This window comes from Acinetobacter tandoii DSM 14970 = CIP 107469 (genome assembly GCF_000400735.1).
Lineage (GTDB): Bacteria > Pseudomonadota > Gammaproteobacteria > Pseudomonadales > Moraxellaceae > Acinetobacter > Acinetobacter tandoii.
Genome location: NZ_KE007365.1, coordinates 373,056 through 394,319 on the forward strand (window position 1 = coordinate 373,056; position 21,264 = coordinate 394,319).

General features: G+C 42.7%; 34 protein-coding genes. 7 read left to right on the plus strand and 27 right to left on the minus strand.

Translation table 11 applies throughout. The features are described 5' to 3' along the window. Position 1 precedes the first annotated feature (1 nt). The 26 genes from I593_RS05605 to I593_RS05720 all read right to left on the minus strand — a co-directional run bounded on the left by I593_RS05605 (position 2) and on the right by I593_RS05720 (position 16,437). A complete protein-coding gene (locus I593_RS05605) occupies positions 2–679 on the minus strand; it encodes a hypothetical protein (RefSeq protein WP_016166598.1) in 678 nt (225 codons plus the stop codon). After that, positions 676–1,146, minus strand: coding sequence for a hypothetical protein (locus I593_RS05610; RefSeq protein WP_016166599.1), 471 nt, complete (start codon positions 1,144–1,146; stop codon positions 676–678). Before I593_RS05610 ends, I593_RS05605 begins: the two co-directional genes overlap by 4 nt. After that, the gene (locus I593_RS05615; RefSeq protein WP_016166600.1) at positions 1,143–3,179 is read right to left on the minus strand and encodes a phage tail protein; all 2,037 of its coding nucleotides are present in this window, start codon (positions 3,177–3,179) and stop codon (positions 1,143–1,145) included. The genes I593_RS05610 and I593_RS05615 overlap by 4 nt, the downstream gene beginning before the upstream one ends. Then, positions 3,180–3,734: a phage connector family protein gene (locus I593_RS05620; RefSeq protein WP_016166601.1), complete on the minus strand. Its 555-nt coding sequence runs from the start codon at positions 3,732–3,734 to the stop codon at positions 3,180–3,182. Positions 3,735–3,740: 6 nt separating this feature from the next. After that, positions 3,741–4,262, minus strand: a complete 522-nt coding sequence (locus tag I593_RS05625; RefSeq protein ID WP_016166602.1) for a DUF2829 domain-containing protein — start codon at positions 4,260–4,262, stop codon at positions 3,741–3,743. A 64-nt stretch (positions 4,263–4,326) separates the two neighbouring features. Continuing rightward, on the minus strand, positions 4,327–4,650 hold the full coding sequence (locus tag I593_RS05630; RefSeq protein ID WP_016166603.1) for a hypothetical protein: 324 nt from the start codon (positions 4,648–4,650) through the stop codon (positions 4,327–4,329). A gap of 3 nt (positions 4,651–4,653) precedes the next feature. Next, entirely contained in the window at positions 4,654–5,058 is a 405-nt protein-coding gene (locus tag I593_RS05635; RefSeq protein WP_016166604.1) for a Bbp16 family capsid cement protein, read from the minus strand. Positions 5,059–5,067: 9 nt separating this feature from the next. Beyond that, positions 5,068–6,063, minus strand: coding sequence for a major capsid protein (locus I593_RS05640; RefSeq protein WP_016166605.1), 996 nt, complete (start codon positions 6,061–6,063; stop codon positions 5,068–5,070). Positions 6,064–6,080: 17 nt separating this feature from the next. Next, positions 6,081–6,728, minus strand: a complete 648-nt coding sequence (locus tag I593_RS05645) for a hypothetical protein (RefSeq protein WP_016166606.1) — start codon at positions 6,726–6,728, stop codon at positions 6,081–6,083. Continuing rightward, entirely contained in the window at positions 6,697–7,029 is a 333-nt protein-coding gene (locus I593_RS05650) for a Bbp19 family protein (protein WP_016166607.1), read from the minus strand. The genes I593_RS05645 and I593_RS05650 overlap by 32 nt, the downstream gene beginning before the upstream one ends. After that, the gene (locus I593_RS05655) at positions 7,029–8,711 is read right to left on the minus strand and encodes a portal protein (protein ID WP_016166608.1); all 1,683 of its coding nucleotides are present in this window, start codon (positions 8,709–8,711) and stop codon (positions 7,029–7,031) included. The genes I593_RS05650 and I593_RS05655 overlap by 1 nt, the downstream gene beginning before the upstream one ends. 1 nt (position 8,712) lies before the next feature. Next, complete coding sequence (locus I593_RS05660) at positions 8,713–8,997, minus strand: hypothetical protein (RefSeq protein ID WP_016166609.1); 285 nt, start codon at positions 8,995–8,997, stop codon at positions 8,713–8,715. 72 nt (positions 8,998–9,069) lie between these two features. Continuing rightward, positions 9,070–10,692 carry a hypothetical protein gene (locus tag I593_RS05665; RefSeq protein WP_016166610.1) on the minus strand — a complete coding sequence of 541 codons (1,623 nt, stop codon included), beginning with the start codon at positions 10,690–10,692 and terminating at the stop codon, positions 9,070–9,072. Next, a complete protein-coding gene (locus I593_RS05670) occupies positions 10,685–11,017 on the minus strand; it encodes a hypothetical protein (protein WP_016166611.1) in 333 nt (110 codons plus the stop codon). Before I593_RS05670 ends, I593_RS05665 begins: the two co-directional genes overlap by 8 nt. Next, entirely contained in the window at positions 11,010–11,729 is a 720-nt protein-coding gene (locus I593_RS05675) for a terminase small subunit (protein ID WP_016166612.1), read from the minus strand. Before I593_RS05675 ends, I593_RS05670 begins: the two co-directional genes overlap by 8 nt. Further along, positions 11,729–11,938 (minus strand): hypothetical protein, encoded by a 210-nt coding sequence (locus tag I593_RS21035; protein WP_081401222.1) that lies wholly within the window; start codon positions 11,936–11,938, stop codon positions 11,729–11,731. Before I593_RS21035 ends, I593_RS05675 begins: the two co-directional genes overlap by 1 nt. A 13-nt stretch (positions 11,939–11,951) precedes the next feature. Next, positions 11,952–12,380, minus strand: coding sequence for a hypothetical protein (locus I593_RS05680; protein ID WP_016166613.1), 429 nt, complete (start codon positions 12,378–12,380; stop codon positions 11,952–11,954). After that, positions 12,373–13,122 carry an ATP-binding protein gene (locus tag I593_RS05685; RefSeq protein ID WP_016166614.1) on the minus strand — a complete coding sequence of 250 codons (750 nt, stop codon included), beginning with the start codon at positions 13,120–13,122 and terminating at the stop codon, positions 12,373–12,375. Before I593_RS05685 ends, I593_RS05680 begins: the two co-directional genes overlap by 8 nt. Then, a complete protein-coding gene (locus I593_RS05690; RefSeq protein ID WP_016166615.1) occupies positions 13,119–14,096 on the minus strand; it encodes a DUF1376 domain-containing protein in 978 nt (325 codons plus the stop codon). Before I593_RS05690 ends, I593_RS05685 begins: the two co-directional genes overlap by 4 nt. Further along, positions 14,093–14,671, minus strand: coding sequence for a hypothetical protein (locus I593_RS05695; protein ID WP_016166616.1), 579 nt, complete (start codon positions 14,669–14,671; stop codon positions 14,093–14,095). The genes I593_RS05690 and I593_RS05695 overlap by 4 nt, the downstream gene beginning before the upstream one ends. Positions 14,672–14,744: 73 nt before the next feature. Continuing rightward, the gene (locus I593_RS05700; protein ID WP_016166617.1) at positions 14,745–15,254 is read right to left on the minus strand and encodes a hypothetical protein; all 510 of its coding nucleotides are present in this window, start codon (positions 15,252–15,254) and stop codon (positions 14,745–14,747) included. Next, positions 15,251–15,463 carry a hypothetical protein gene (locus I593_RS05705; protein ID WP_016166618.1) on the minus strand — a complete coding sequence of 71 codons (213 nt, stop codon included), beginning with the start codon at positions 15,461–15,463 and terminating at the stop codon, positions 15,251–15,253. Before I593_RS05705 ends, I593_RS05700 begins: the two co-directional genes overlap by 4 nt. Then, positions 15,460–15,627, minus strand: coding sequence for a hypothetical protein (locus I593_RS20355; protein WP_016166619.1), 168 nt, complete (start codon positions 15,625–15,627; stop codon positions 15,460–15,462). The genes I593_RS05705 and I593_RS20355 overlap by 4 nt, the downstream gene beginning before the upstream one ends. Next, positions 15,611–15,904, minus strand: a complete 294-nt coding sequence (locus tag I593_RS05710; RefSeq protein ID WP_016166620.1) for a hypothetical protein — start codon at positions 15,902–15,904, stop codon at positions 15,611–15,613. Before I593_RS05710 ends, I593_RS20355 begins: the two co-directional genes overlap by 17 nt. A 48-nt stretch (positions 15,905–15,952) precedes the next feature. Continuing rightward, positions 15,953–16,228, minus strand: a complete 276-nt coding sequence (locus I593_RS05715; protein ID WP_016166621.1) for a hypothetical protein — start codon at positions 16,226–16,228, stop codon at positions 15,953–15,955. Between the two features lie 8 nt (positions 16,229–16,236). Continuing rightward, a complete protein-coding gene (locus I593_RS05720; protein ID WP_016166622.1) occupies positions 16,237–16,437 on the minus strand; it encodes a helix-turn-helix domain-containing protein in 201 nt (66 codons plus the stop codon). A gap of 111 nt (positions 16,438–16,548) precedes the next feature. Between I593_RS05720 and I593_RS05725 the strand changes: the two genes are divergently transcribed. Then, positions 16,549–17,214 carry a helix-turn-helix domain-containing protein gene (locus tag I593_RS05725; RefSeq protein ID WP_016166623.1) on the plus strand — a complete coding sequence of 222 codons (666 nt, stop codon included), beginning with the start codon at positions 16,549–16,551 and terminating at the stop codon, positions 17,212–17,214. 316 nt (positions 17,215–17,530) lie between these two features. Here the strand turns inward: I593_RS05725 and I593_RS20360 are convergent, their stop codons facing one another. Beyond that, positions 17,531–17,743: a hypothetical protein gene (locus tag I593_RS20360; RefSeq protein ID WP_016166624.1), complete on the minus strand. Its 213-nt coding sequence runs from the start codon at positions 17,741–17,743 to the stop codon at positions 17,531–17,533. Positions 17,744–17,899: 156 nt separating this feature from the next. Between I593_RS20360 and I593_RS05735 the strand changes: the two genes are divergently transcribed. The 6 genes from I593_RS05735 to I593_RS05760 all read left to right on the plus strand — a co-directional run bounded on the left by I593_RS05735 (position 17,900) and on the right by I593_RS05760 (position 21,263). Further along, positions 17,900–18,241, plus strand: a complete 342-nt coding sequence (locus I593_RS05735; RefSeq protein WP_016166625.1) for a hypothetical protein — start codon at positions 17,900–17,902, stop codon at positions 18,239–18,241. A gap of 61 nt (positions 18,242–18,302) precedes the next feature. After that, complete coding sequence (locus I593_RS05740) at positions 18,303–19,151, plus strand: DUF2303 family protein (RefSeq protein WP_016166626.1); 849 nt, start codon at positions 18,303–18,305, stop codon at positions 19,149–19,151. An 89-nt stretch (positions 19,152–19,240) separates the two neighbouring features. Further along, positions 19,241–19,699, plus strand: coding sequence for a hypothetical protein (locus tag I593_RS05745; RefSeq protein WP_016166627.1), 459 nt, complete (start codon positions 19,241–19,243; stop codon positions 19,697–19,699). Then, a complete protein-coding gene (locus I593_RS05750) occupies positions 19,692–20,069 on the plus strand; it encodes a hypothetical protein (RefSeq protein ID WP_016166628.1) in 378 nt (125 codons plus the stop codon). The genes I593_RS05745 and I593_RS05750 overlap by 8 nt, the downstream gene beginning before the upstream one ends. Continuing rightward, positions 20,066–20,281, plus strand: a complete 216-nt coding sequence (locus I593_RS05755; RefSeq protein ID WP_016166629.1) for a hypothetical protein — start codon at positions 20,066–20,068, stop codon at positions 20,279–20,281. Before I593_RS05750 ends, I593_RS05755 begins: the two co-directional genes overlap by 4 nt. 1 nt (position 20,282) lies before the next feature. Continuing rightward, positions 20,283–21,263 (plus strand): YqaJ viral recombinase family nuclease, encoded by a 981-nt coding sequence (locus I593_RS05760; protein WP_016166630.1) that lies wholly within the window; start codon positions 20,283–20,285, stop codon positions 21,261–21,263. Position 21,264 lies beyond the last annotated feature (1 nt).

The window sequence follows — 21,264 nt, forward strand, 5'->3', positions numbered from 1 at the left end:
TTTACGACATCCAGTTCCAGTTATAGTTCTGCCATGAAGGTGTTGATGTACTTTGATACCCCTCAGCACCTGACCAAGTTTTATAGCCATTTGAATCATTCATACCCACAGATGAAACATTGCCGCCAGTTAAAGACTCACCACCCTGCATTGGACTGCCTCCACCGCCACCCATCAAAGATGAGCCGAATTGATCCATAGCCGCAAGCTCAGCATTTAAGCGCGGACGAACAGATTTGGCTTGTGCTGTGAGTGAATTTCGCTGGTTGATGAAGTTGGTTTCCTCAACACGGAATCCCCACGACTTCATAGCAGCGTTATATTTCATGTTCTCTAGATCACTTTGGGCCATCATGTCTGTGCTTGCCAAAATATCGATGGCTGAACCTTGAGTAACATCCAAGCCATTTTCAGCCATAGCATTAATCTGGCTTGATTTGAAGGCACCAATATTTCTTTGGTAATCCTCAACGCCATTCCGACCTGATTCAATTGCACCACGTGCTTGCTGATCAGCAAGGGTCGCATTGGCTTGTGCCATTTTCGCTTGCTGTTCAAGTGCTTGTTTTTGGGCTTTAAGCTTTAAATAAGTTGTTGCCCCCTTAACAGCAGCTTGTGCAATTGCCGCATAGAGGTTACCACCGCCCATGCCACCACCACCTCCACCACCGCCCATCATGGTGTCACCATACCAAATGGATGAAATAACTCACCATTTGCCCCATGTGGTACAGGATCTTTAAGCTCAAAACCCATTCGTTTTAGATAGCGAATGGCAACAGTATTTTTAGTATAAACATGATTTATCAATAACTTATAGTTTTGACGTATTTCATTAACGATTTGCAAAGATTGCTTATAGAACTCTTTTGGAAATTGCGAAATATGCGTAGTTCCTAAAAGCCAAGGGCAACCGACATCACCAAGTAAACTGGTACGACCAACGCCACAGATGAAAAGTAACTTACCATTCACGATGACTGACCAAGCATCACGCGAATACTTCACACTGGTTTTCACAATAAAATCAAAATCATCACTAAAATAAGCTTTTAACTCTTCTTGATCGGCTGGACGTAAATTTGCAACAAGCATACGCATATCACGTTCAGTTGGTTTGCGAATTTCAATATTTGTGCGTGTCATTTGAACTCGACCTCCATCGCCAAAAGTTTCATTGGTAAAGGTTTATCATGTTTTACAGTAATTTGTAGATCACGACTGTAAGGACTGGCAACAGGGATTTGAACAATGCCTGATATAAGACTTAATGGTTGTCCATAACGCTCAAGGCTACGTGGTTTATGTTCGGTGATAGGCATAGGTGTTGGTGTGTCCTGATTCACACCTACAGAAATATTCTGTGTGCCAAGTACACGAAGATAAACTTGTGAGGCTATTTTAGGTTTTACTGGATTTGCATATTGCGCATACAAAGGTAAAGACCCAACTTCCCCTTCATAATTTAAACCAATCCATACATTTGTGAACTTACGGCTAAGCTTGATTTCACCACCTGTAACAACTACGTCAGGTTTATCACCACCATCAGCAAATACAGAGACAGTTTGACCTTCCAACCAATCAAGGCCTGTTAGAGTATCAACTTCCAGACCAGTATATTGATATGAGCTATCAAGCAAACAATGATCATTAAGCTCTAATGGTTGTCTAAGTAAAAGTCGCTCAATCATACGAAAACCATTACGTTCAACAAGCGCATACAGCACCGTCTGATCAGCTTCGGGAATAGCCGCCACCGATAAGAACTTGCCTTGCGTCTCATGTTCAGCCCAAGCCCATACTTGTTGCTGTGGTTCATAAGTAAGCGAAAGCAATTTGCCATCATCACGAACAAAGAAAACCATACTTAATGGATTGCGCACTAAAGCACAGTCAACAATCTTATAACCATCAAATAAGTGAGGACACATGATTGATAAATCCATCACTTGATAATTTGCGTTATAGCCTTGTGAAATTGAGATTTCATGGACATGGCCTGTCTGATCCGATGAAAAGACAGCAGCACCACCAATCTGAACAGGCGTTACATCATTTGCACCGACATAAGATTGAGGGTTTACGCTAACACTTGATGCTGTAACAGCACCATCAGCAGATAACTTCCAGACTGCACCACTGGTAAGAATCATTAAATCGCTGATTGGTACCAGGTGCTTTACCCCATTGCCGTCTCGAGCTGCAAAACGGATTTGAATTGAATCTGTATCCTGTAGTGGAATGTGATAGCCAAAATTATCATCTGTTGCAGTACGCGACATGCGCAGCCATTGTGGAGATTGAAAACCACCGCCATAGACTTTGCGTTGGCCATGGTATGCAACTGCTGTTGGATAATACTCGAATGGGTCTCGAATTAATGGTGGTGTGAGCGCCCCATTAGTTTCAATATAGTCATCAGTAAAACTTAATTCTGTTGTTTCACCAATATAGCTTGCAAGGCCTGAACGTAGTTTAAATACGTTATAGCGCGTTGCACCAGTTACCGCATCCCATGTGATTGTGTTGTAGTTTCCAGATAAAGTTAAATCATTCAGCACCACTGCTGTGCGCGTAGATGCAGCAGATTCATTTTCCTCATTCACTGCTGTAACTTGATAAATATATTCACGCTCAACAAATGCATCATGTTGTGCCCCACCTGTGGCATATTTGTCTTCAATATGAGCTGTAGCTGCTGCATTTAACGGTGCATCAAGCCCATACCCGACAGTCACAAGCTCTGTTGTCCAGTTGGTTGCTCCACGACGAATGATTTTTCGTGGTGGATAATTAGGGTGCGTGATCGTAATCACATCCGCTGATTGCGCATAGCGAAGCTGCATTAAGTGTTCAGCAGCATATGGCAATACAATTTCTAATGGCGTGCCAAGATCATTTAACAGCATTCCACCTTCAGCAAAGAAGTTCACCATACCTTCGCGGATCACCAGCACAACAGCTTGTTCTTCACTGAATACGAATGGAATTAAACGCATGGTACCAAGTGAATAATCATAGTGATGAACATAACGGAAGCCTGCGCGATAAGTCAGCCCACCATATAGTTCAACATAGAAATTTTTACACTTGGCTACCCCTGTTTGATATTTAGCTTGATCAAAACGTCCAAACATCTCAGGGGAAACAATACCGCCATTAAATGAAAATTGCATTTATCTTGCCTCAATCATTGAGCCTGTAAAATCAGGACGGTTTTCAATCCGGTGTTGTTGTAGGTCGTTCGTAACAGCTTCACCATGAGCTAATTGATATAACTGCATCATCGACATTTGCTTTTGCTCATTTTGCGTCAATGGGCCTGCAATCCTTGCAGCAAGTAAATAAGACAAAGCCAATTTGAACTTCATTGGCAATACTGCTAAATCTTTCACATCACGTACATAACGCAGCACTGGTGCCGTGTCATCCGTAAAGAGATGATCACCTTCAATGTAAAAGCGTGAGCCTGATTCAAGTTGGAATGGTCGAATCATGTCACTTGGCAGAACATATGCAGTTTGTGCGGTATAACCAGCATCAACGTTCAACGCCATACGCCCAACGGCAAAAGTCCATTGGTGCGGATCATCTAATAATTCCTGCCTGCAAACCGGGTAATAGGTATTACACAAATTTGCATGCGGTGTTCTTTCATTAAGATCATTAACAACATAGCCCTGTGCAAGATGCGACAGGGCTAGGTTGCAAAGATCAACAATTGATCTCATAAGGGTTTACTCAACGATAGCCCAATCATCAGCTAGCATATCTGTTTGACTTGCCAGCCATCCAACAACCATTGATCCATCAGCAGCCTTCATATCAATATGACTGCAAATAGTTACAGGTGCTTCAAATCCACATTTTTCATAGAAGCTGTTAGGTTCTAAATTCTCAACAACTCGCCCATGTGTAAGAATTAACCACATACCTTTGCCATTCCAGCCGCTACGAGCCACTTTCTTACCTTCCTTTAAAGCTCGAATAGCATCACCAAAATTCAGGCTGCCATTAGGTCGATAGGCGTTATCAAACACCTCTTTTGGCGACATTGTTATATAACCATTATGTCGTTCATCATTAGCTTTTCCGCCATCCGTATATTCAACCAAGTAAACTGGTTCGTTTGGATCTTCATCATCTGGAATTTTCCAACCACGATAGTCGCAATACTCACCGCGTGTCATTGGTGTTGCTAATACTGATTTGGTACCAATGAAAGCCACCATTGATAATTCGATTAATTTTTTACTCATTTCCCAATACCTTTATTCATATTCAATTAGTGAAAAGCCCGTACTGATACGGGCTTTGATTGGCTTATTTTTGTGAATTTTTAGCAGTCAAAAGCTCGACGATTTGAGCATTGGTTTCATTACCAGTTAGCTCAATACCAGCCTTAGCAGCTTCTAAAGTAAGTTCTGCCTTATTCATGCGTGAATAAACTGGCGGTTTATCATCTGGATCAGAATCACCTGAACCTTGTGTGCCACCAGTTGGGGTTGAAGTATCAACAGGAGCTACAGCAACATCATCAAACCAAAGCGCAGTTTCACCCTTAGGCACCAAAAACACTTCATTTTCTTGGATCAATCGGTCTTTATAAAAACCCTTTTGATTCGCACGTACTTCCTTCTGAGTCATTTATTAAGCCCCCGCATAAACTGGGTAAGCAGCATTCACATCACGATGGTCAGAAATGTGAGCAAACACGGTGCCTGCTGTGAATGGACCACTCGCCACAACATAGTTCAAACGCACATAGCGTTTCGTTTTAACTGGAAGCATAACTTCTGCCACTGTGCCAGCAATAAGCTCTGCACCAGTGTAAGCACGCGAAGTTTCAACTGTTTCCCAAGTGCTATTGTCATTGGACTGTTGAAGCTGCACAGTGATGGTTGCCGTAGTTGGTGAAAGGTTTTTACCTCGCACCAACACTGGAAGGCGGTTCACGCTAAATGAAGCTTTCTGCAAATCTAGCGTATCTGTTGATACCGCTGTGGCTGTAATAGCCTGATCAAGCGACATCACTAATAATTTATCGATAAACATAGCAGCTCCTTAAAACACACGAGATTCAGTGTTTAGCAACACATCAACACGACGAATCGGAATGCCGTCAAATTTAGTCACTGTGCGACCACCCTGTTCATCAGTGGTAATGCGTACATTCGCACCTTTAACACTTTGGCGACGTAAGAATGAAGAAATGGTACGGTTTGCATAGATCGCAACACGACCAGAAGTTTTACGTGGCAATAACTCAGCAGCTTGTGCGAGTAAGTCGAATAGATCAGCACCTGCGCTTGCATCTTTGGTCAATGCTGTAACGTCGATATTGGCAATACGAACAATCGCACGCCAGTCACGAACAGTTACGCCAGCATTCCATTCAAAGTGAGTACGAAGTACCTGATGCATTAATCCACCTGATTCTTCTTTGGTTGCTTCACCTAAGTTACGGATTTGCAAACCTGCTTTGGTGCCACGTGGGTAAATACCGTGAACGGTATCTTTGTGCCAAACCACAAACCAAATTGAAGTGTTGTTATTACCAGTACCACCAGCATCTAAAATGTTGCGTTTATTTGCAGGGTTGGTTTGTGCAATGTCATTAAAACGAGGGGAAAAACCAGTGAAAGCCGCAGGTGTATCACGCGAGTTACCATAGAGTAATGTTTCACCCATGGTTTGACCCATACCTTCAACAAATGCTGCATCTTCACTTGCACGCCACTCCTGTGGATTAGCTTCCATCTCATAAAGTTTCTTATCAACTTCAGAGTAAGTTTCTAAAAGACCACAAGTGTCACGAATTGCAGCAGTTGCTGCTTTCTCAGCAGGGACACCGTAGTTCAATAAACGCCAAGCACCCTTAGGTAAGCCTGTGCGAATAGTTGTCTTGTGTCCTGTGCCATCGTTTGCTTCAATCCATACCATATCGTCAAGCATCTCATTGCTTGCGCTTAAGATTTCAATAACCGCACTTTCGGGCGTTTGTCCGTAACGTGCAGCTAGATCCATCAAGGTTGGTTGTAATTGTGCGATTACAGACATATTAAGCCCTCTGTTAGTTATTTATCGCCATACCAAAGTTGTCCAAGACTTGGCGTTGTTGTATTTGATCCTTGACCTGTAGTTATGCTGTCTGGTTGCAACAGTTTGCCTACTTCAGTCATAAAGCCAATTACATCAGGGTGATTACCAAGTCCACTCATGTATAGAATCTTAGAGATTTTGTCGCCACGGGGTAAGCTGAAGGCACGTTGCGCTGTCAACAGGTTAGCCTCTAATTTATCCCCACCGTATTCAGCATCTGCTTTAGCCGCATCCACCCAAGATGCAATTGCTTTTTGCTGCTCTTGAACTTGGCGCTGTTGCATTTGAACACCTAAATCAACAAGCTTTTGAACAGCTTCTTGCGGCATTTTGAACTGTTGACCAAGCTCCTGAAGAACCTTTGAATCATCACCATTCAGCTCAAAACCTTCAGGCATAGTGAAGTCTGCATAAACGATAGGCTGTTCGGCTGGTTGATCTTGACCTAACAATGTTTGTTGCTGTTGCTGCTCAGTTGTTGTCGTTGCTGTAGTTTCAACAGCAGGTGTAGTTGTAGCCTGCGTTTCTACAGTTGTGGTTGCTGGAGTGGTTGTTTCACCAGGTGCAGAAGCTGTTGTTGTGGTCGAAGTATCAGTCGTTGTTTGGTTGGTTGTTTCGCTCATGGCTCACCTTCTCATTTAATGCATTAAGTTTTTTGAAATGTTCACTTTGCATGGCAATCCATGCGTCAGAATTTGCTTGGGTGATTTCACCAATGATGAAAAGCCCCATCTCTCGACGGCCTTCCATAAAAGCGAAATCACTAGGATTGGCTCCACTGGCGTAAGTTGGTTGAAAAATTGCTGCACGATTAATTAAGCGTTGTAAGAAGCGTTTTCCGCTATCCGTCTCAAGTACTGAACGCAGATCATTAAGCTCGTTCTCGCGCTCGTTCTTAATTTCTTTGGCGTTATCACGATTCATTAGACAATGCCTCCTTCAATTGCAAGATTTCCTAATGCCTCTGCATCCGTTTCACCAACTGTTTTTATTGTGTTGGCTTGCTTTTGCTGAGTTTCAGCTTGTGCCTGTGCCAAAGCTTGTTGTTGTGCAATTTGCTGTTGCTGCGCACGTTGAGCGCGACGTTGGTCAATTTGTTTTTGGTTGCGGAAAATCGTAGGAGATGCACCAATAGTGTCTGCGTACTCGTCGATATACTTATCCGAATCAAACTTATCCAATACATCTGGATTGATTTGTGCAACGGTAGAAATCATTTGCAGCATACGTTCAAGATTGGATGCACCAGTAGCACGCTGCGCCATTGCCAAGATAGACACAAAGTCAATTTTTAGGTCTGTACCTTGGATTTGTGGTGGTGCTGAATCACGTAAAAACTGAGTGGTCTCTAAAACTCGACTTACACAAATTTCAACCAGTGGTCGTAATAGTTCATCAATTTGACGTTCTACTACCGGTCCAAGCATCAGCATCTTTTCAGATTTGCGCTCATACACTTCTGTTGCAGTCATTTGCCCCTTGTCGTATTGATCCAGCATCAAGAACAAATCTTTGTACATTGCACGATTAATACGATCTTGGTTTTGCAGGACAATGGTATTCACACCACCTAAATCAAATTGCACATTCAACATAGGCTGAACCTGTGCGACTTGGCTTGTTGGAGTTGGATTGTAGTAAGCAATACCATTTGGCAGAGTTTCTTTCTCTTGGCCTTTCAGGTATGACGGGATCAACATTGGTGGGCTAACTTGATAATCCACCCCCTTAGCAATTTGTTGATGTCCTTTCTGCAATGCGCGTAAATCTCCTAAACAATCGCTTGCAGGTGATTCACCATAAACATCACTGCTTGATACTGTCCAACGACCTACAATGACCTCAAAACTTTCTAGGCCACTTTCACGCAATAATTTTTCTTGCTCTTTTTCTTCAAAATAAACCGAAGCAAAAGGCATGTTTTTAGCACCATAACCCTTCGCATCTTCTCGCGGATAAATCGCATGATGAATGGTGTATTCCTGTTCAGTGTTGTCATTCTCATAAGCTGATTTGATTTGATCTGAAACATTCTCGATCCCAAATTGTTTAACAATATTGGCAACGGTTAGTTTGAACTTGCGATAGACACCGTTAGGCTTGTTAAACTGATCCACTGTGATAGCAAATTCACCAAAGGACATAGGAATCATATCCATGAGCTCAGCATCTGGTGAACGTGGTGCCAATGCTGCACATGTACCAAAAGCACCTTCTTGCAGGTAATTGTTGTGCATGGTGCGATACACGTTGCTTTTGGCAAATGTTGCATAACAAACGTCTTGCAAGTCTTTCAACCACTGCTTGACCTGAATGTCTTTTTTCAACATTGGATCAGACGCTTCTATCACAAACCAAGGTCGGCTTGGTGACATGGTTCCAGATAACATACCTGCTGCAAGAACCTTCAATGCATCCTTGCCCGTGTTATCTACAATCTTGCGCCATGCTGAACGATCATGCTTTTCCTGATTTTTAATTGACTTAATCGCCACAGGTAAAACATGCAATGCAATCTCAGCACAATGATCGTCATAATCATTGACGCGGTTTTGCCATACTGTATCGAAACGCTTTTTAAGCTTCTTGATTGCATCTGCGTTCATATTAGCGCCCTAAAAGAGTTTTTTTGCCTAAACGTAGTTCTTCATCATTTACGCCTGTTGTGTCGGTATAAAGCGTATTAGCGATGCCACCAGACATAGAATTTTGTGCTTGCTGTGCTCGATCAATTACAGCTGAAGAATCTGCTGCTTTACTTTCCTGTTTGGTTGGCTGTGCAGGTGGAGCCACAACCTGTGCTTTCTTAGGCTCCATACCAAATAGTTTTGCAGTTCCATCAAGAACGCTATTACCACCAATTAATAAATCACCAATATTGCTGCTACACATGGTCATATCTCCTCATTTGTGTTTTCACATTCTGACATTGGCACTTCATAGATTTCCTCTTTGCTGTTGACACTACTCATACGGATCATATTCACGACGTGCTCTTGATCCATGAACCATCTGCATGATGTGACGCTTAGGTGTGTCCATTTGCGCCATGATGATTGCAGAGCCACGGTCAGGACTTCGCCCGATACGTTTCACAATGTCTTCACGTGATTCAGCCTTGATGTTTTTGCCCTGCAATGACCAACGTGGTGCAGTCAGGTCGGCAAGTAATTTAGGATCATCAGGAAGTGCAACAATGCTGCCGTATGCAGGGTCTAATGCCTCTCTCATCTGCCACCAAAGCTGTGATCGTAGATTGAAGAAGCTCAACTGCCCTGAACGGTCGAAGGATGTAGCAGATTGGCGTACATCCACTGGTACAACATGAATGCCTGATTGATTGAGGAAGTCATAAGGACTTGCACCAACACCAATCACATCGATATGAATTGGCGCATGGTCACGGGTATTACCAACGGCAAACGAAGCCACACGTGGACCATCAAGTGAATCTGCACCAGCCAATAAATCTGCATCTGCATACCAGTGTTGATAGCGTGCATAACCTATCGTTTCATCACGCCCACCGCGTGCAACGTCCAAGCCGTATGAATCCATTTCAAAGACACCACGATTCAACACACGCATTTCTTCGTATGGCTTCCAACGTGCCTGAGCAGCTTCTACCCATGCTGTCGGAATGATTTGCCATGGATCATCCTCAATACCAGCACCGAAATCACCGTAGAGCATTTGAGACCTCAAAGGTTCAGGCAAGGATTGCAAAGTATTCATGTAGCCTGTTTCCATGTAGTACTTGTTGTCAGTGACACGCGCTGGGATGAAGGTGCGAGATTTAGGCTTGATGATAAATTCAGGCTTGAATTGCTCTGGATCGAACTCATAGCAAGGTTCACCATCAACTAAAACAAACTGCTCTGGTTGCTCAACTTCCTGTTCCTTACCACCGATCATTGCGAAATAACGAAGCTCACCAGGTTGTGCAGGATTTGGATAACCTTTCTGCAACCATGGCGCGAAATAATCCAATACCCAACGGCCCTCTGCTGTTGTTGGTGGGTTGAAGGTCAGAAGGCATTTAGGCTTGATGCTTGGGTCACTGGTACGATTCCACCCCATGATGAAGCGTGCTTGTGATTCACGAATCTCTGTGGCTTCATCCAGTGCCTTGAGATCATGCGCACGACCTTGCCAACGCTTTTCATCCCCGATGTTGTCCAGACCACCAAACTCTAATAATCGGCCATTATCCAAACGCCATGCAGACTTTTGAGAGTTGAATCCGTTCTTATGTCCGACAATCTCTTCAATACGCTGAACAATACCGTCGGTCTGTGCTTTCTCACGACGTACAATCAGCACACGCTTATGGATATTCAGTGCAAGCCCTGCAAGCAAATCCGTTTTACCGCCACCAGCCGCACCACCGTAGCCAATCACATCAGCCGTGGATAAATACGCAGCCATTTGAGGGCCTTCAAGCGGAAACCAAATTGGAGCATTGGCAAGCAGCTTGAGCACTTCTCTGTGCTCGTCTTCATCCAGTGACAGCAAGTACTGCTCGATTTCCTTTTCGGTCATGTCGGCAAGTAGGGAAAGGATTTCATCGTCAGGGTTTTTAGACATGCTCACCCTCTTTGCACACAGGGCATTCAACTAGTTCAGGAGTAACAACCTGATCCTTGTCATCAAATTGAATCGCACCCATTGCAGACCAGTACAACTTACGCAATTCAGGTGTATCTTTCAGGTGAAGGAATGCAAGATCGAATTGGTATGTGCATGAAGTGTTGTGTCCATGTGGGTTACCCTGACAAAGCTCCCAAGCCAATTGCACAGCAGCAATTTTGTATTGACCATCCTCAAAAATAAAAAGTCGCTCTCCATGCTGAAAAATGAGCTTTTGATAACTTGGAGAATTAATAATTGATTGTTCAAATTGCTCACGCATTTTTCTTCTCCTTCGCCTTTTTAAGTTTTGCCAATGCAGCCAGTTTTTTGCTGTTGGATGTGGTTTCGGTTAATGGATTTTCTGGATCGTTGCTATGAACTAACTGATCCTTGAACATGCCGATGTGCTGACCTGCTTTGATCAAAGCTGCTACTTGGTCATGAAATTTGATTTCAATGCCGTGCTGCGTCTCTTTGACACCTGCATACAAGAGCTTTGCTTGATCACTCACGCGAGTTGTATCTTCGATATAGGTGAAGCCGTGTCCTTGTCCTCTGCATTCAGGGCATTTAGGGTTTGGCTCTTTAGTTCGGTCAAAACCAAAGCCACCATCACAATCAGGCGGTGGCAGTTGTCGCGCTTTGGCTTGATAAATTGCATTGTGGTACTCGCCATTGGTCCACTGGTAATAATGATCTTCTCCCCAGCAATAACGGCAATTCACACGCACAAAACGCTGTAACTCATTGGGATCAGCCGTAGCCATTTCCCATAAACGATTTAAAACCTTGTCTTGGGTAATCTTGTTGCGTTCAGCAAGTTCAGCCTCACCCTTTGCAATCGCTTCCTTCACACTAAGTTTTGCTAAGTTCTGTGCTCCAATCTCGTTTGCAGTCTTTGCTGAATATCCAGCACGAATTGCCGCTTGAGTGGCATTACGATCCTTCAAATACTCTTCAACAAATCGTTGCTGTTTCCCACGTAGAGACATCAAATCACCTCCTTGTAGCAATACCTGTTGCAGATTCTTCGGCACATCTCATGGGATATGTCGTATTTGTGCGCCAATTGACGATAGGACAGCCCCGACGAGTGAAGCTGACGGATGTTCTTAATATCGCTCTCAGACACCTTAGGCGTTGAACTACGCTTCACCTTGTCTTTCACATGAAATGGAGTCAGGAACGCGAGTACTGGCATATTTTTAACCCTCCTAAACGCTCATGCCCCAAATCAACATGCCAGCATCACGCTGTTCTTGATTTGTTCGACCTACCCAACCAGTGATCCGATTAAAATCTTCTGAATTGGTTTTAGATTTTGTTGGCTTCACTTCGACAACTGGCAAACCTAAGTGCTGTGCCATCTGCACAAGTAATTTGCCTGTTGCATGGTTTTCACCAACACGTTTTGAAATCTGCTCATTGACCGCAAGTGATTTCTTCGCACCACTTCTGAAATTGGCTTTCTTGTTCAGCCACCCTGCTTCAATCACAACTTTCTTGATCATGTCTTGTTGGTCATGGAAGAGCTCAACCACATCTGCAAACTTGAGATTCTTCAGCTCAAAATGCGATTGCCCCAAAACTGCCACACCCGATTTTTCTAAATCAGGATCGATGCCTATGATGATCTTAGACATGAGCACCCCCAACACGTGCATCAGCCCAATTACACTCCACTACGGTTAAACCATCGTGCTGGAAGCGTGACCATAATCGGTCTCCAAGGTCATCACGTAATTTTTTCAAGGTGAAATTTGAAATCAACATGGTTGGTTTCTTGCAGTCATATCGCTTGGTTAAAACTTTGTGAACGAGTTCTGTACGTTTTTCACGGTCATGCAATCCGTATTCATCAACGATCAACAAATCGTATTGAGCAAACTCATAAATCACAGCTTCCTCAGACTGGTCTTTGGTGTCCTTGTCCCAAGCGTTCATGATCCGCTGCGCAATTTCTTCACTGGTGATGTAACGCGCTTTAAGCCCATTTTTCAAAAGGTTCTTAGCCGTTGCACAAGCAAGATGTGTTTTACCTGTCCCAGTTGATCCAACCATGATGAAATTAGAGTTTTGTTTTTCAGCAATGCGTTTTGCAAAGTTTGCGCATTGGCTCAATGCATTCGCTTGTCCTTGGGTGGTGGTCTTGTAATTCGAGAATGACGAATGTGCATGACGATCTGGAAGCATTGCCCCTGCAATGTGCTTTTCAAACACTGCTCGATTTGTTTCTGATTGGTGTTTAGATCGATCAGCATTCACGTATTCACTTGCACACATAGGGCAAATCAAATTGCCACCTGCTACAAGTTTTTGAACTTTGTGCATGTCACAAACTTCCTGCGACATTGAAAAGCGACTGAATTGAAAATGTGCGTTCATATCATGCCCTCAGGTAGTTGGACTGTTCCGTGAAACGGTTGATCGTCTTTCGGTTGGTTGTTCCAGTCGTCGTTGACGTTCAGGTTTATGGATTGGGATTTATTCCTAGGTTTACCTTGCTGATTGCCAGACGATTGCTTTTTGAATTCACCAATGAGCCATACAGCAAATTTACGGGTTCGCTGGTTTTCAGTGAGATCTGGTCTGTTTTCCCAATGGGCGTTGAAGTTACCAAGGTGAAATTGGTAATCAGACATGCTTAAAATCGATTCAGCATGAGCACCCATGCTTTCACGAATGACGTTCAGCAAGAAATTTGAATCAGGTTTCCAAGAATCGTCTTGTTCTGATTTTTGGTTCGCGCCTTGTGTGTGTTTATTAATATCTATTCTATTTACGTTCTCTTTACTCTCTATTGCGATCCCCTGACTATTCGGGTCGGTATCGCCCCCCGATACGGGTTGCGATCGTGACTCGACCATTTTGGCGATCTTTTTAGTTAACGCTTTGGATTGCGGAGCGATACTTTTTAGTCGGTAAACTGCATCACATAACTGACCTTCTAATTCAGAAGTATCAATCTCAATACTCCAACGTTTAGCATTGCCATGCGCCCCTGATATAGCATTGGCAAGCTTTTCAATCCAAGCCTCCAATGCTTTCTCTGCAACAACGTGGTGATATAAACGACCATCACCGCCATCAACCCAACCACGTAAAACATGATCTTTTACTTTTTTCCACTTGGTTCCCATACCAGATAAATGCGCAAGCATCTTGTCATTGTTAGGAATGCTTGCCGCAGGTACTTGCGACCAGCTTTTTAACCAAAGCGTCATGCTTGCAACTTTTTCTGAATCATCTCCAAGAATCCATGTTTCAGAATTCAAAAGGCGATCAATTTCAATCGGCATATATGGGAAATTTGATACATCACACTCTTTTGGTGTTAGTGGAATATTGGAATTATTCACGCTGCCACCCCCAACCCATTACCAGTAAGGGATATCTGAACTGCTTTAAATTCGCGCTGGCATGCCACGTTCTTGAACGCAGAAAAGCAAGTCACAATGTATGGCTGCTTTACAATTTTGAATCCTGGTCCCGCAACTTCATGGAAGTATTCATCCATTAATTTGTTGGCACCTTTCCAGCGAGTTTTGACACCGCATTCAACGATGTAAATCGGCTCTTGATCATCCTCACAACCATTCAAAAACTGTCCATATGTCATACGTTCAGGTACAGCAATTTCATAATCGAGCTGTATAGATCGGCCATCAGAATGTTCTGCGTAGATGTCACAACTGATATGGAAGCTTTGTTCCTTGTCTATTAAGTCCTTGCGCATAGCAATTACAAGCGTACCCTTGGTCAAAGTTAGCAAATGGGCTAACTCAGGTGCTTGGTCCTCAGATTTACCATTTGTTAATTGCCAAAGGTCGAGAATGCGATTTTCTTCAATCGCTTCACCAATAAGCTGAAACTTGCGTACAGGATTTAAAGCAGGTTTATTTGGGTTGTATTTTTTATTGCGTTTCTTGGTCACGCCACACCCCCTAATCGAATAGCAACTGCACCAATAGCCATGAAAATGAACAGCAAAGTTTTGTGGAGTTCTTTCATAAATCCCCCTTGTTTTTCACATGCTGCGCCCACCCTTTACATGGCTTCATACGCTTCTTGTCTTCACTGGTCGGGCAGTCCAGATTCTCAATATCTTTATGGCAATAAAAAACCGCATCCGATTCCAAAGCATGAGCCAAGTCAGATTGAGTGGTAAGACAATGATTTGCGAGAGTCCCACAGCGATATGCACATGATTCGCATAGCACATCTTGCTTGGGTGCCTTCTGAGCCAAGATCAGCCCATTTAAAGCACCATGGAAACTAGGTGAAATTAGCTTTTCAATCGCATATGGATGCATACCGCCATTCGTTACCATATGCAGGTAAAGAGTCTCGTCACATGATTGAGCGTAATTCACAGCAATATTCAGAACATTACCAAGCAAGCCCAACAGTTCATCCTGAGACTTGTCACCAAAGCTGTTTTTAATAGCCTGTAAGCGTTCTGCTTCAGGCAATTGGATAATGTCAGTTAGAGCGAGAATTGAAGTGTTGTCGATCACGCAGCACCTCGCATCAAAACCAATTGTTTTGCAGTAACGGTACGTGCTGAAATATCAGGACCAAATGACCAACGGAACTTGGCATACACATGCACAATTTCACAGTTATCAATTCGCATAGTTGCAGCCACGCGATAAGCCCAGCCATCTAAACGAACAACTTGACCTGGCTTAAAACGAGAACGGGTTTTAGGGCGACGTAGGTTCATGCTGTCACCCCATTCGCTTTTTGCTTATCTTCGCGCTGTTTGAAAACACACTCAGCATGAATGACACGAAAGCCTTTAGCGTCTTGACGCTTTTCAAAATGCCCTGCACCTTTTGCAACGAACTGCGTGCAGTAATAGCAATAACCACTAAAGCGATTTCTCATGCTGTACCTCCACCACTGCACCACCATGTTCATGTAAGCAAATCTGCACACCGTTTGGGCAAGTACAGTATTTTTTAGAGATTCCGCAATAAGCGATTTCAACCGACTTGTCTTCCCCATCAGCAGCTAAATCCACACCGATGAAATATGCACTATCAGGTGCAACACCTAATTCAAATTCACGTTTTTCAATTTGCTGAATCAAACAGTGATTGCACTGTTCCCCGTTAAACTCTGGACATTTGCCAGCACACTTATGTTCTGTTAAATTAGTCATGTTCTTTAATCTCTCTGGTTGATGAACAACTAAGCCTGATCCACGAAATCAGGCTTTTTCTTTGCTTAAATTCCCGTGAATCCCTTCCAATCCCTCAGGAAAGCTCACTTCAGTAGACAAGTCCCGCACTAAGGCTCCTAATCCTAAGCGCTCAAAAGATTTTGCTTGTAAATTAAGAACATGCCACTCACCCACGATTTCTTTTTCAAGTAAGAAAGCGAGGTATTGAGCAAGGTCTTTACCCTTAATTTCAGCGAGAGTTTTTGCTCGTTCATGGATCTCTGGAGACAAGCGAACATGCGTAGATTTCTTTTCAAGACTCATACTTTCACCTATGCGATTTGCTCTGGTGAGCAATGCTTCACCCACAATTTTTCCAATTTTTTGCCTTTTTCATACCCAAGGCGTTTGCCACATATCCCGTTCTCCAAATTGCTTACGTAGTTTTGAGAACAATCCATTTCTGTGGCGATTTGCGATTGGGTTAGCCCTTTCTCTTTTAGATCAATGATCTTGGATTGCCATTGGTTCATACAAACCTCCTATATTTTCAATAAATATATAGGTTTTCCGATATTTATACAATAGCCAAACCGATTGGAATATGTATCAGAATTCCGATAGTTGTAACGAAAGGACGAAACATGACTACTTTGGGCGAAAACTTAAAATCAATTCGTAAAGCAAAAAAAATGACCCAAAAAGAGTTGGCTCAAAAATCAGGCGTAAAACAGTCTGTGATTTCTGATCTTGAAACAGGCAACGCAAAATCTACAGGATCAATCCTAGAATTAGCCAATGCATTAGGGGTAACTGCTGAGGAATTAAAGAAAGGTGTTGTGGTGAGTGGGTTTGATAATAATGTCACACCTGTAAGCTCAAAATTATTACCTGTTTTATCTTGGGTTCAAGCTGGATCAATGACATCTGTAGAATCAATAAACCCTTCAGAAATTGCTGAATGGCTCCCCCCTTTAAGTTCCGATGACCCTGATGGTTGTTTTTACTTGAAAGTTGTAGGTATTAGTAATTACCCAACCTATCAGGATGGTGATTATATTCTGATAAATCCATCTTTTCAGGTATGTGATTTGCTTTCTGAGGATCTAATTGTTGTACGTCATAATACAGATGCAACTTTCAAAAAACTGGTTATTGAAAGTGACGATCGCAAGTATTTACAAGCACTTAATCCAAATTTCCAGCCAAACATTATTGAATTTGAAGAAGGTATGGAGCTTGTAGGATTAGTTATTGATGCCTTTAGACCATTGGGTGGATCACGTCCTAAGCGCGTAAGAAAAAGTTAAATAGCTGCGAACCCGGCGCAGCCCCTTAGAACAGATCGGGTGCAGATAAATGTGAAAGAAAAATTTTTACAAGCTATACACGATAAACAGAAACTAAAAATTACTTTTTACTCGAAAGAAGATGGGCGGGATATTGAGAGAATATGTGCCCCTATGGACTTTGGCCCAAGCCGAAAAATTAAAGATGGAATCGATAGATTTCACATATGGGACTACTACCCCGACCAAGGTAAAAAGCCTCACCCTATTCCACTTGAGCCAAGATTTGTGAGAAATATGATTGTTCTTGACGAGCACTTTAATCCTAGTGAATTCATCACTTGGAATGTAAAAACTTCTCCTTGGCACTATCAAAGAGATTGGGGTCAATATTCATAATTTTTTCCAGCAACCAGAAGCATTGGTTTTGACTTAATTCAATAGCGTCATCTTCTTCAGGATTAGGCCCATTAAAAGATAGCATCCACGTTGTTCCTTCTGCGCCAATTGATTCAATAACTAATGGCGGAGATAATTTTTTATCAGTCATAATAATTCCCTATAACCCATCCCAGTGATGGGTTTTCTTTTGCCTATTAAAACATAGGAAATCGGAATTTCTATAAAAATATCGGATTACCTATTGACTACCAATATCGGAAATGCGATATTTACCTCACACACCAACCCAATGTGAGTGAATAAAATGTCAAAACCCACTAATGCAAAACAATTCATCGGCGATCTAAGCGGAGGTGTCTTCGCAAACCAGTTAGGTGCTGTTATCAGCATGGTTGCCGAAGGCGTTGTGAAGAACAACAAGAAAGGTCAAATCAAAATCACGCTTGATATTTCCCGTATCGGTGATTCAACACAAGTCGAAATCGCGCACACCCTTGCTTATGTCGAGCCAACCGCTAAGGGCAAACGTACTGAAGACACAACTTCTAAATCTCCAATGCATTTCAATGCTGGCGGTGACGTAACCCTGTTTGCTAATCACACCAGTCAATTATTTGAAGAACACAACCAGCACGAAGACGCATAAGCAGCTTCGCCAGTTTCTTTCTAACAACTTTTTCAATCCAAACCAGTAAGGTACTTAAAAAATGGAAAACTCAGCTAAAGATATCGTTGAACTCTCTAAGCCAGTACAACAACTTGATCGTGGTCAACTTGTAGCAGTTCACGAAAGCTATAAAGTCGCTGATTTAGAACAATTCTTAAATGGTCGCAATCGTGCGCGTGGTGCGTTGACTACTCCTTCTTTTGAAGACTTCAAAAGCTATGTACTTCAACACTCAGAATCAGGGAGCACTCCAACAGTTTGCTCTGCTGATCAACCTTATGTTGCACCGCAAACAGCCCTTGTATTTGTAGACCATAAAAACGTAGCTGCAACTGCAATCTTAAACTTCACTCAAGAAGACTTTGCTCAAGGCCATTGTGACCATAAAGCAACATTGAAGCTTGAACCAACTGTAGTTTGGGAAAAGCTGAACAAAATTAAAGACGGCAAGTTCAACCAAAAAAGCTTTGCAACATTACTTGAAGATTGGGCTGGTGTTTTCGTAGCACTCACACCAAACAACGAAACCATTTCAATTGGAGAAGCATTGAATGCTGTGCGCAACATGAAAATCAGCGCAACGTCTTCAAGTGAAAGCCAAGTCACTAATTTAAGCGAATCACGCTCTGTTTTAGAAAACGTTGAAGCATCTACAACAGTTGGCAAATTACCTGCGTACTTTGAAATTAAAGACACTGCTTACGTTGGATTGGACGAGAAGACAATCAAATTGCGCTTACTCACCAATGATTCAGAAGGTAGCCCTGTGTTTGCTCTTCAGATCGTCAAAGAAGAACTACTTCGCAACGAAATCATTCAAGAGTTCAAAAACAAAGTTATTGCGCTGCTTCCAGACAATGAAGTTCGTATCGGTACATTCACGGCATAACGCATAAACAATAGGCGAAAAAAAGCCCCGAAATTTTGGTCAAGGACGGGGCTTCTTTAGGGGGTATAGCGAAAGCTATAGGAGGGATTATGAACAAGGTTTCTATTAATTTCAAATCAGTTTTGTTGGGTTTAGGTGGTGCATTAGCGATGACAGCAGTTTTTGCATCGGTACAGATGTATCAACCAGCAAAGCTACCAGTTGAAGAACAGCAACAAATTACTGTTTCTTCTGATAGCTATAAAGTGGATGCGCTTGATCTTGGTCCATACAACGACTGCCGTCGTGATTGCCACGCAACGCTCCTAGCAGCAAATGACAGTTTTTTGATTGAAGTGAACTTCGATTATTCAAGTTTTGATGACAGCAATGGATTCAATAAAGCCTTTGGTATCCAAATAGATCGTCTTGAACCTGAGTTTGTTGGTGATGAATCAGGTGAAGAAATTAATGCCTACATTGACCGTTATGAACTCGTAAAAATCAATGAGGCGCTTGAAGACTCTATTGCGGTGAAACTTCAAAAGTTGGGAGGTTCTCATGGGTGAACTTATTGAGATTAAGCATGGTCCTAAGGTTCAGCGAAATGAGCTGCAAGCACTGGTTTACAGAATGCTTTGCCCTGTTGTTCCTAAAGACTATAGCGAAATCAACATTGGTAAATCGACTATTTACGTGTCGTTGGAAGGTTTCCCATGGCAAACCATCAAATCACGTGACCCTTTAAGCAGCTACCACAATGGTGAGAAATGGGGTTGGAACCCACTCAAAGTGAAGGGTTCAGGTCGTTTCGGTGGTGGTTGGGCATTTAAGTTTGGCATTACCTCTAATCAAGATTTTCGTGAATTGATCATTGATGTAGGTATTGGCTCAATTCGTTTGGAAATCATGGGGAAGCGTGGAGGGTTCTTCTTATGAAAATTAAGCAAATCACCTCTCAAACCCGTCGGGATTTCACAGCAATTTATGAATGTGAACACTGCGGAAATACTGAAACACGTGATGGTTACGATGATGAATTTTTCCATCGTTGCGTAATACCAGCAATGATTTGTGTGAACTGTCAGCGTACTGCTGATGATAGCTACCGCCCTTTGGCTCCTAAATATTCTGAAAATCAGGTGGTGTGATATGAATACCCAAGTAAATCACGAAAAATTCTTAGCAGGTCGTAAAAAAGGAATCGGTGGTTCAGACGTTGCTGCAATCCTTGGTTTTAGTCCGTACAAGTCACCATACCAATTGTGGTTAGACAAAACTGGCCGTAGTGAACGCTCAGAGTCTCAAAGTGAATCAGCACACTTTGGTCATCTTCTTGAAGATGTAGTTGCAAAGGAATATTCACGTCGTGCTGGTGTAAAGGTTCAGCGTGTAACTCAGCAATTAAGTTTGCCTGATCATCCTTGGGCGATTGGCAATATTGACCGTGCAATTATCAATCCTGAAATTTCAGGCAACGTGCGATTCAAAGACGGTAAGCTGACTACAGATCAATTGCTCGAATGTAAAACGGCTTCTGAATACCTTGCAAAACTGTTTGGTGAAGAAGGCTCAGACCAAGTTCCAGACTACTACCTTACTCAGTGCCTTTGGTATCTCCTACTTTCAGGTTGCCAATTCATTGACCTTGCGGTGCTGATAGGTGGCAACAAGTTCCGCATGTATCGCATTGAGCGTGATGAGGACTTGATTGATTCAATTTTTCGTCAAGTTAAAGCGTTCTGGTTCAACCATGTGGTTGCTGATGTCCCACCCGATCCGACGTGTTTTGATGATGTATTGCATCGCTGGTCTAAGCACGTTGTTGGTAAACAAGTCGAAGCAGACTTAAAGCACATCAAATTAGCTGAAGAGCTCATCACTGTTCAGAATCGCCAAAAGGCTGACAAGGCGCGTGAAGATGAAATCAAGCTACAGATCGTTACCACCATGCAAGATGCAGAAATGCTGATTAGCCAAGGCATGACTATCTGTACCTACAAAGAACAATCCTCTACTCGTATCGACAGCACGCTGTTGAAAAAAGAAGAACCTGATTTATTTGCGAAATACAGCAAAACATCCAGTACGCGTGTTTTCCGTACTACAAACAAATTTAAAGAAGCAGTTTAAG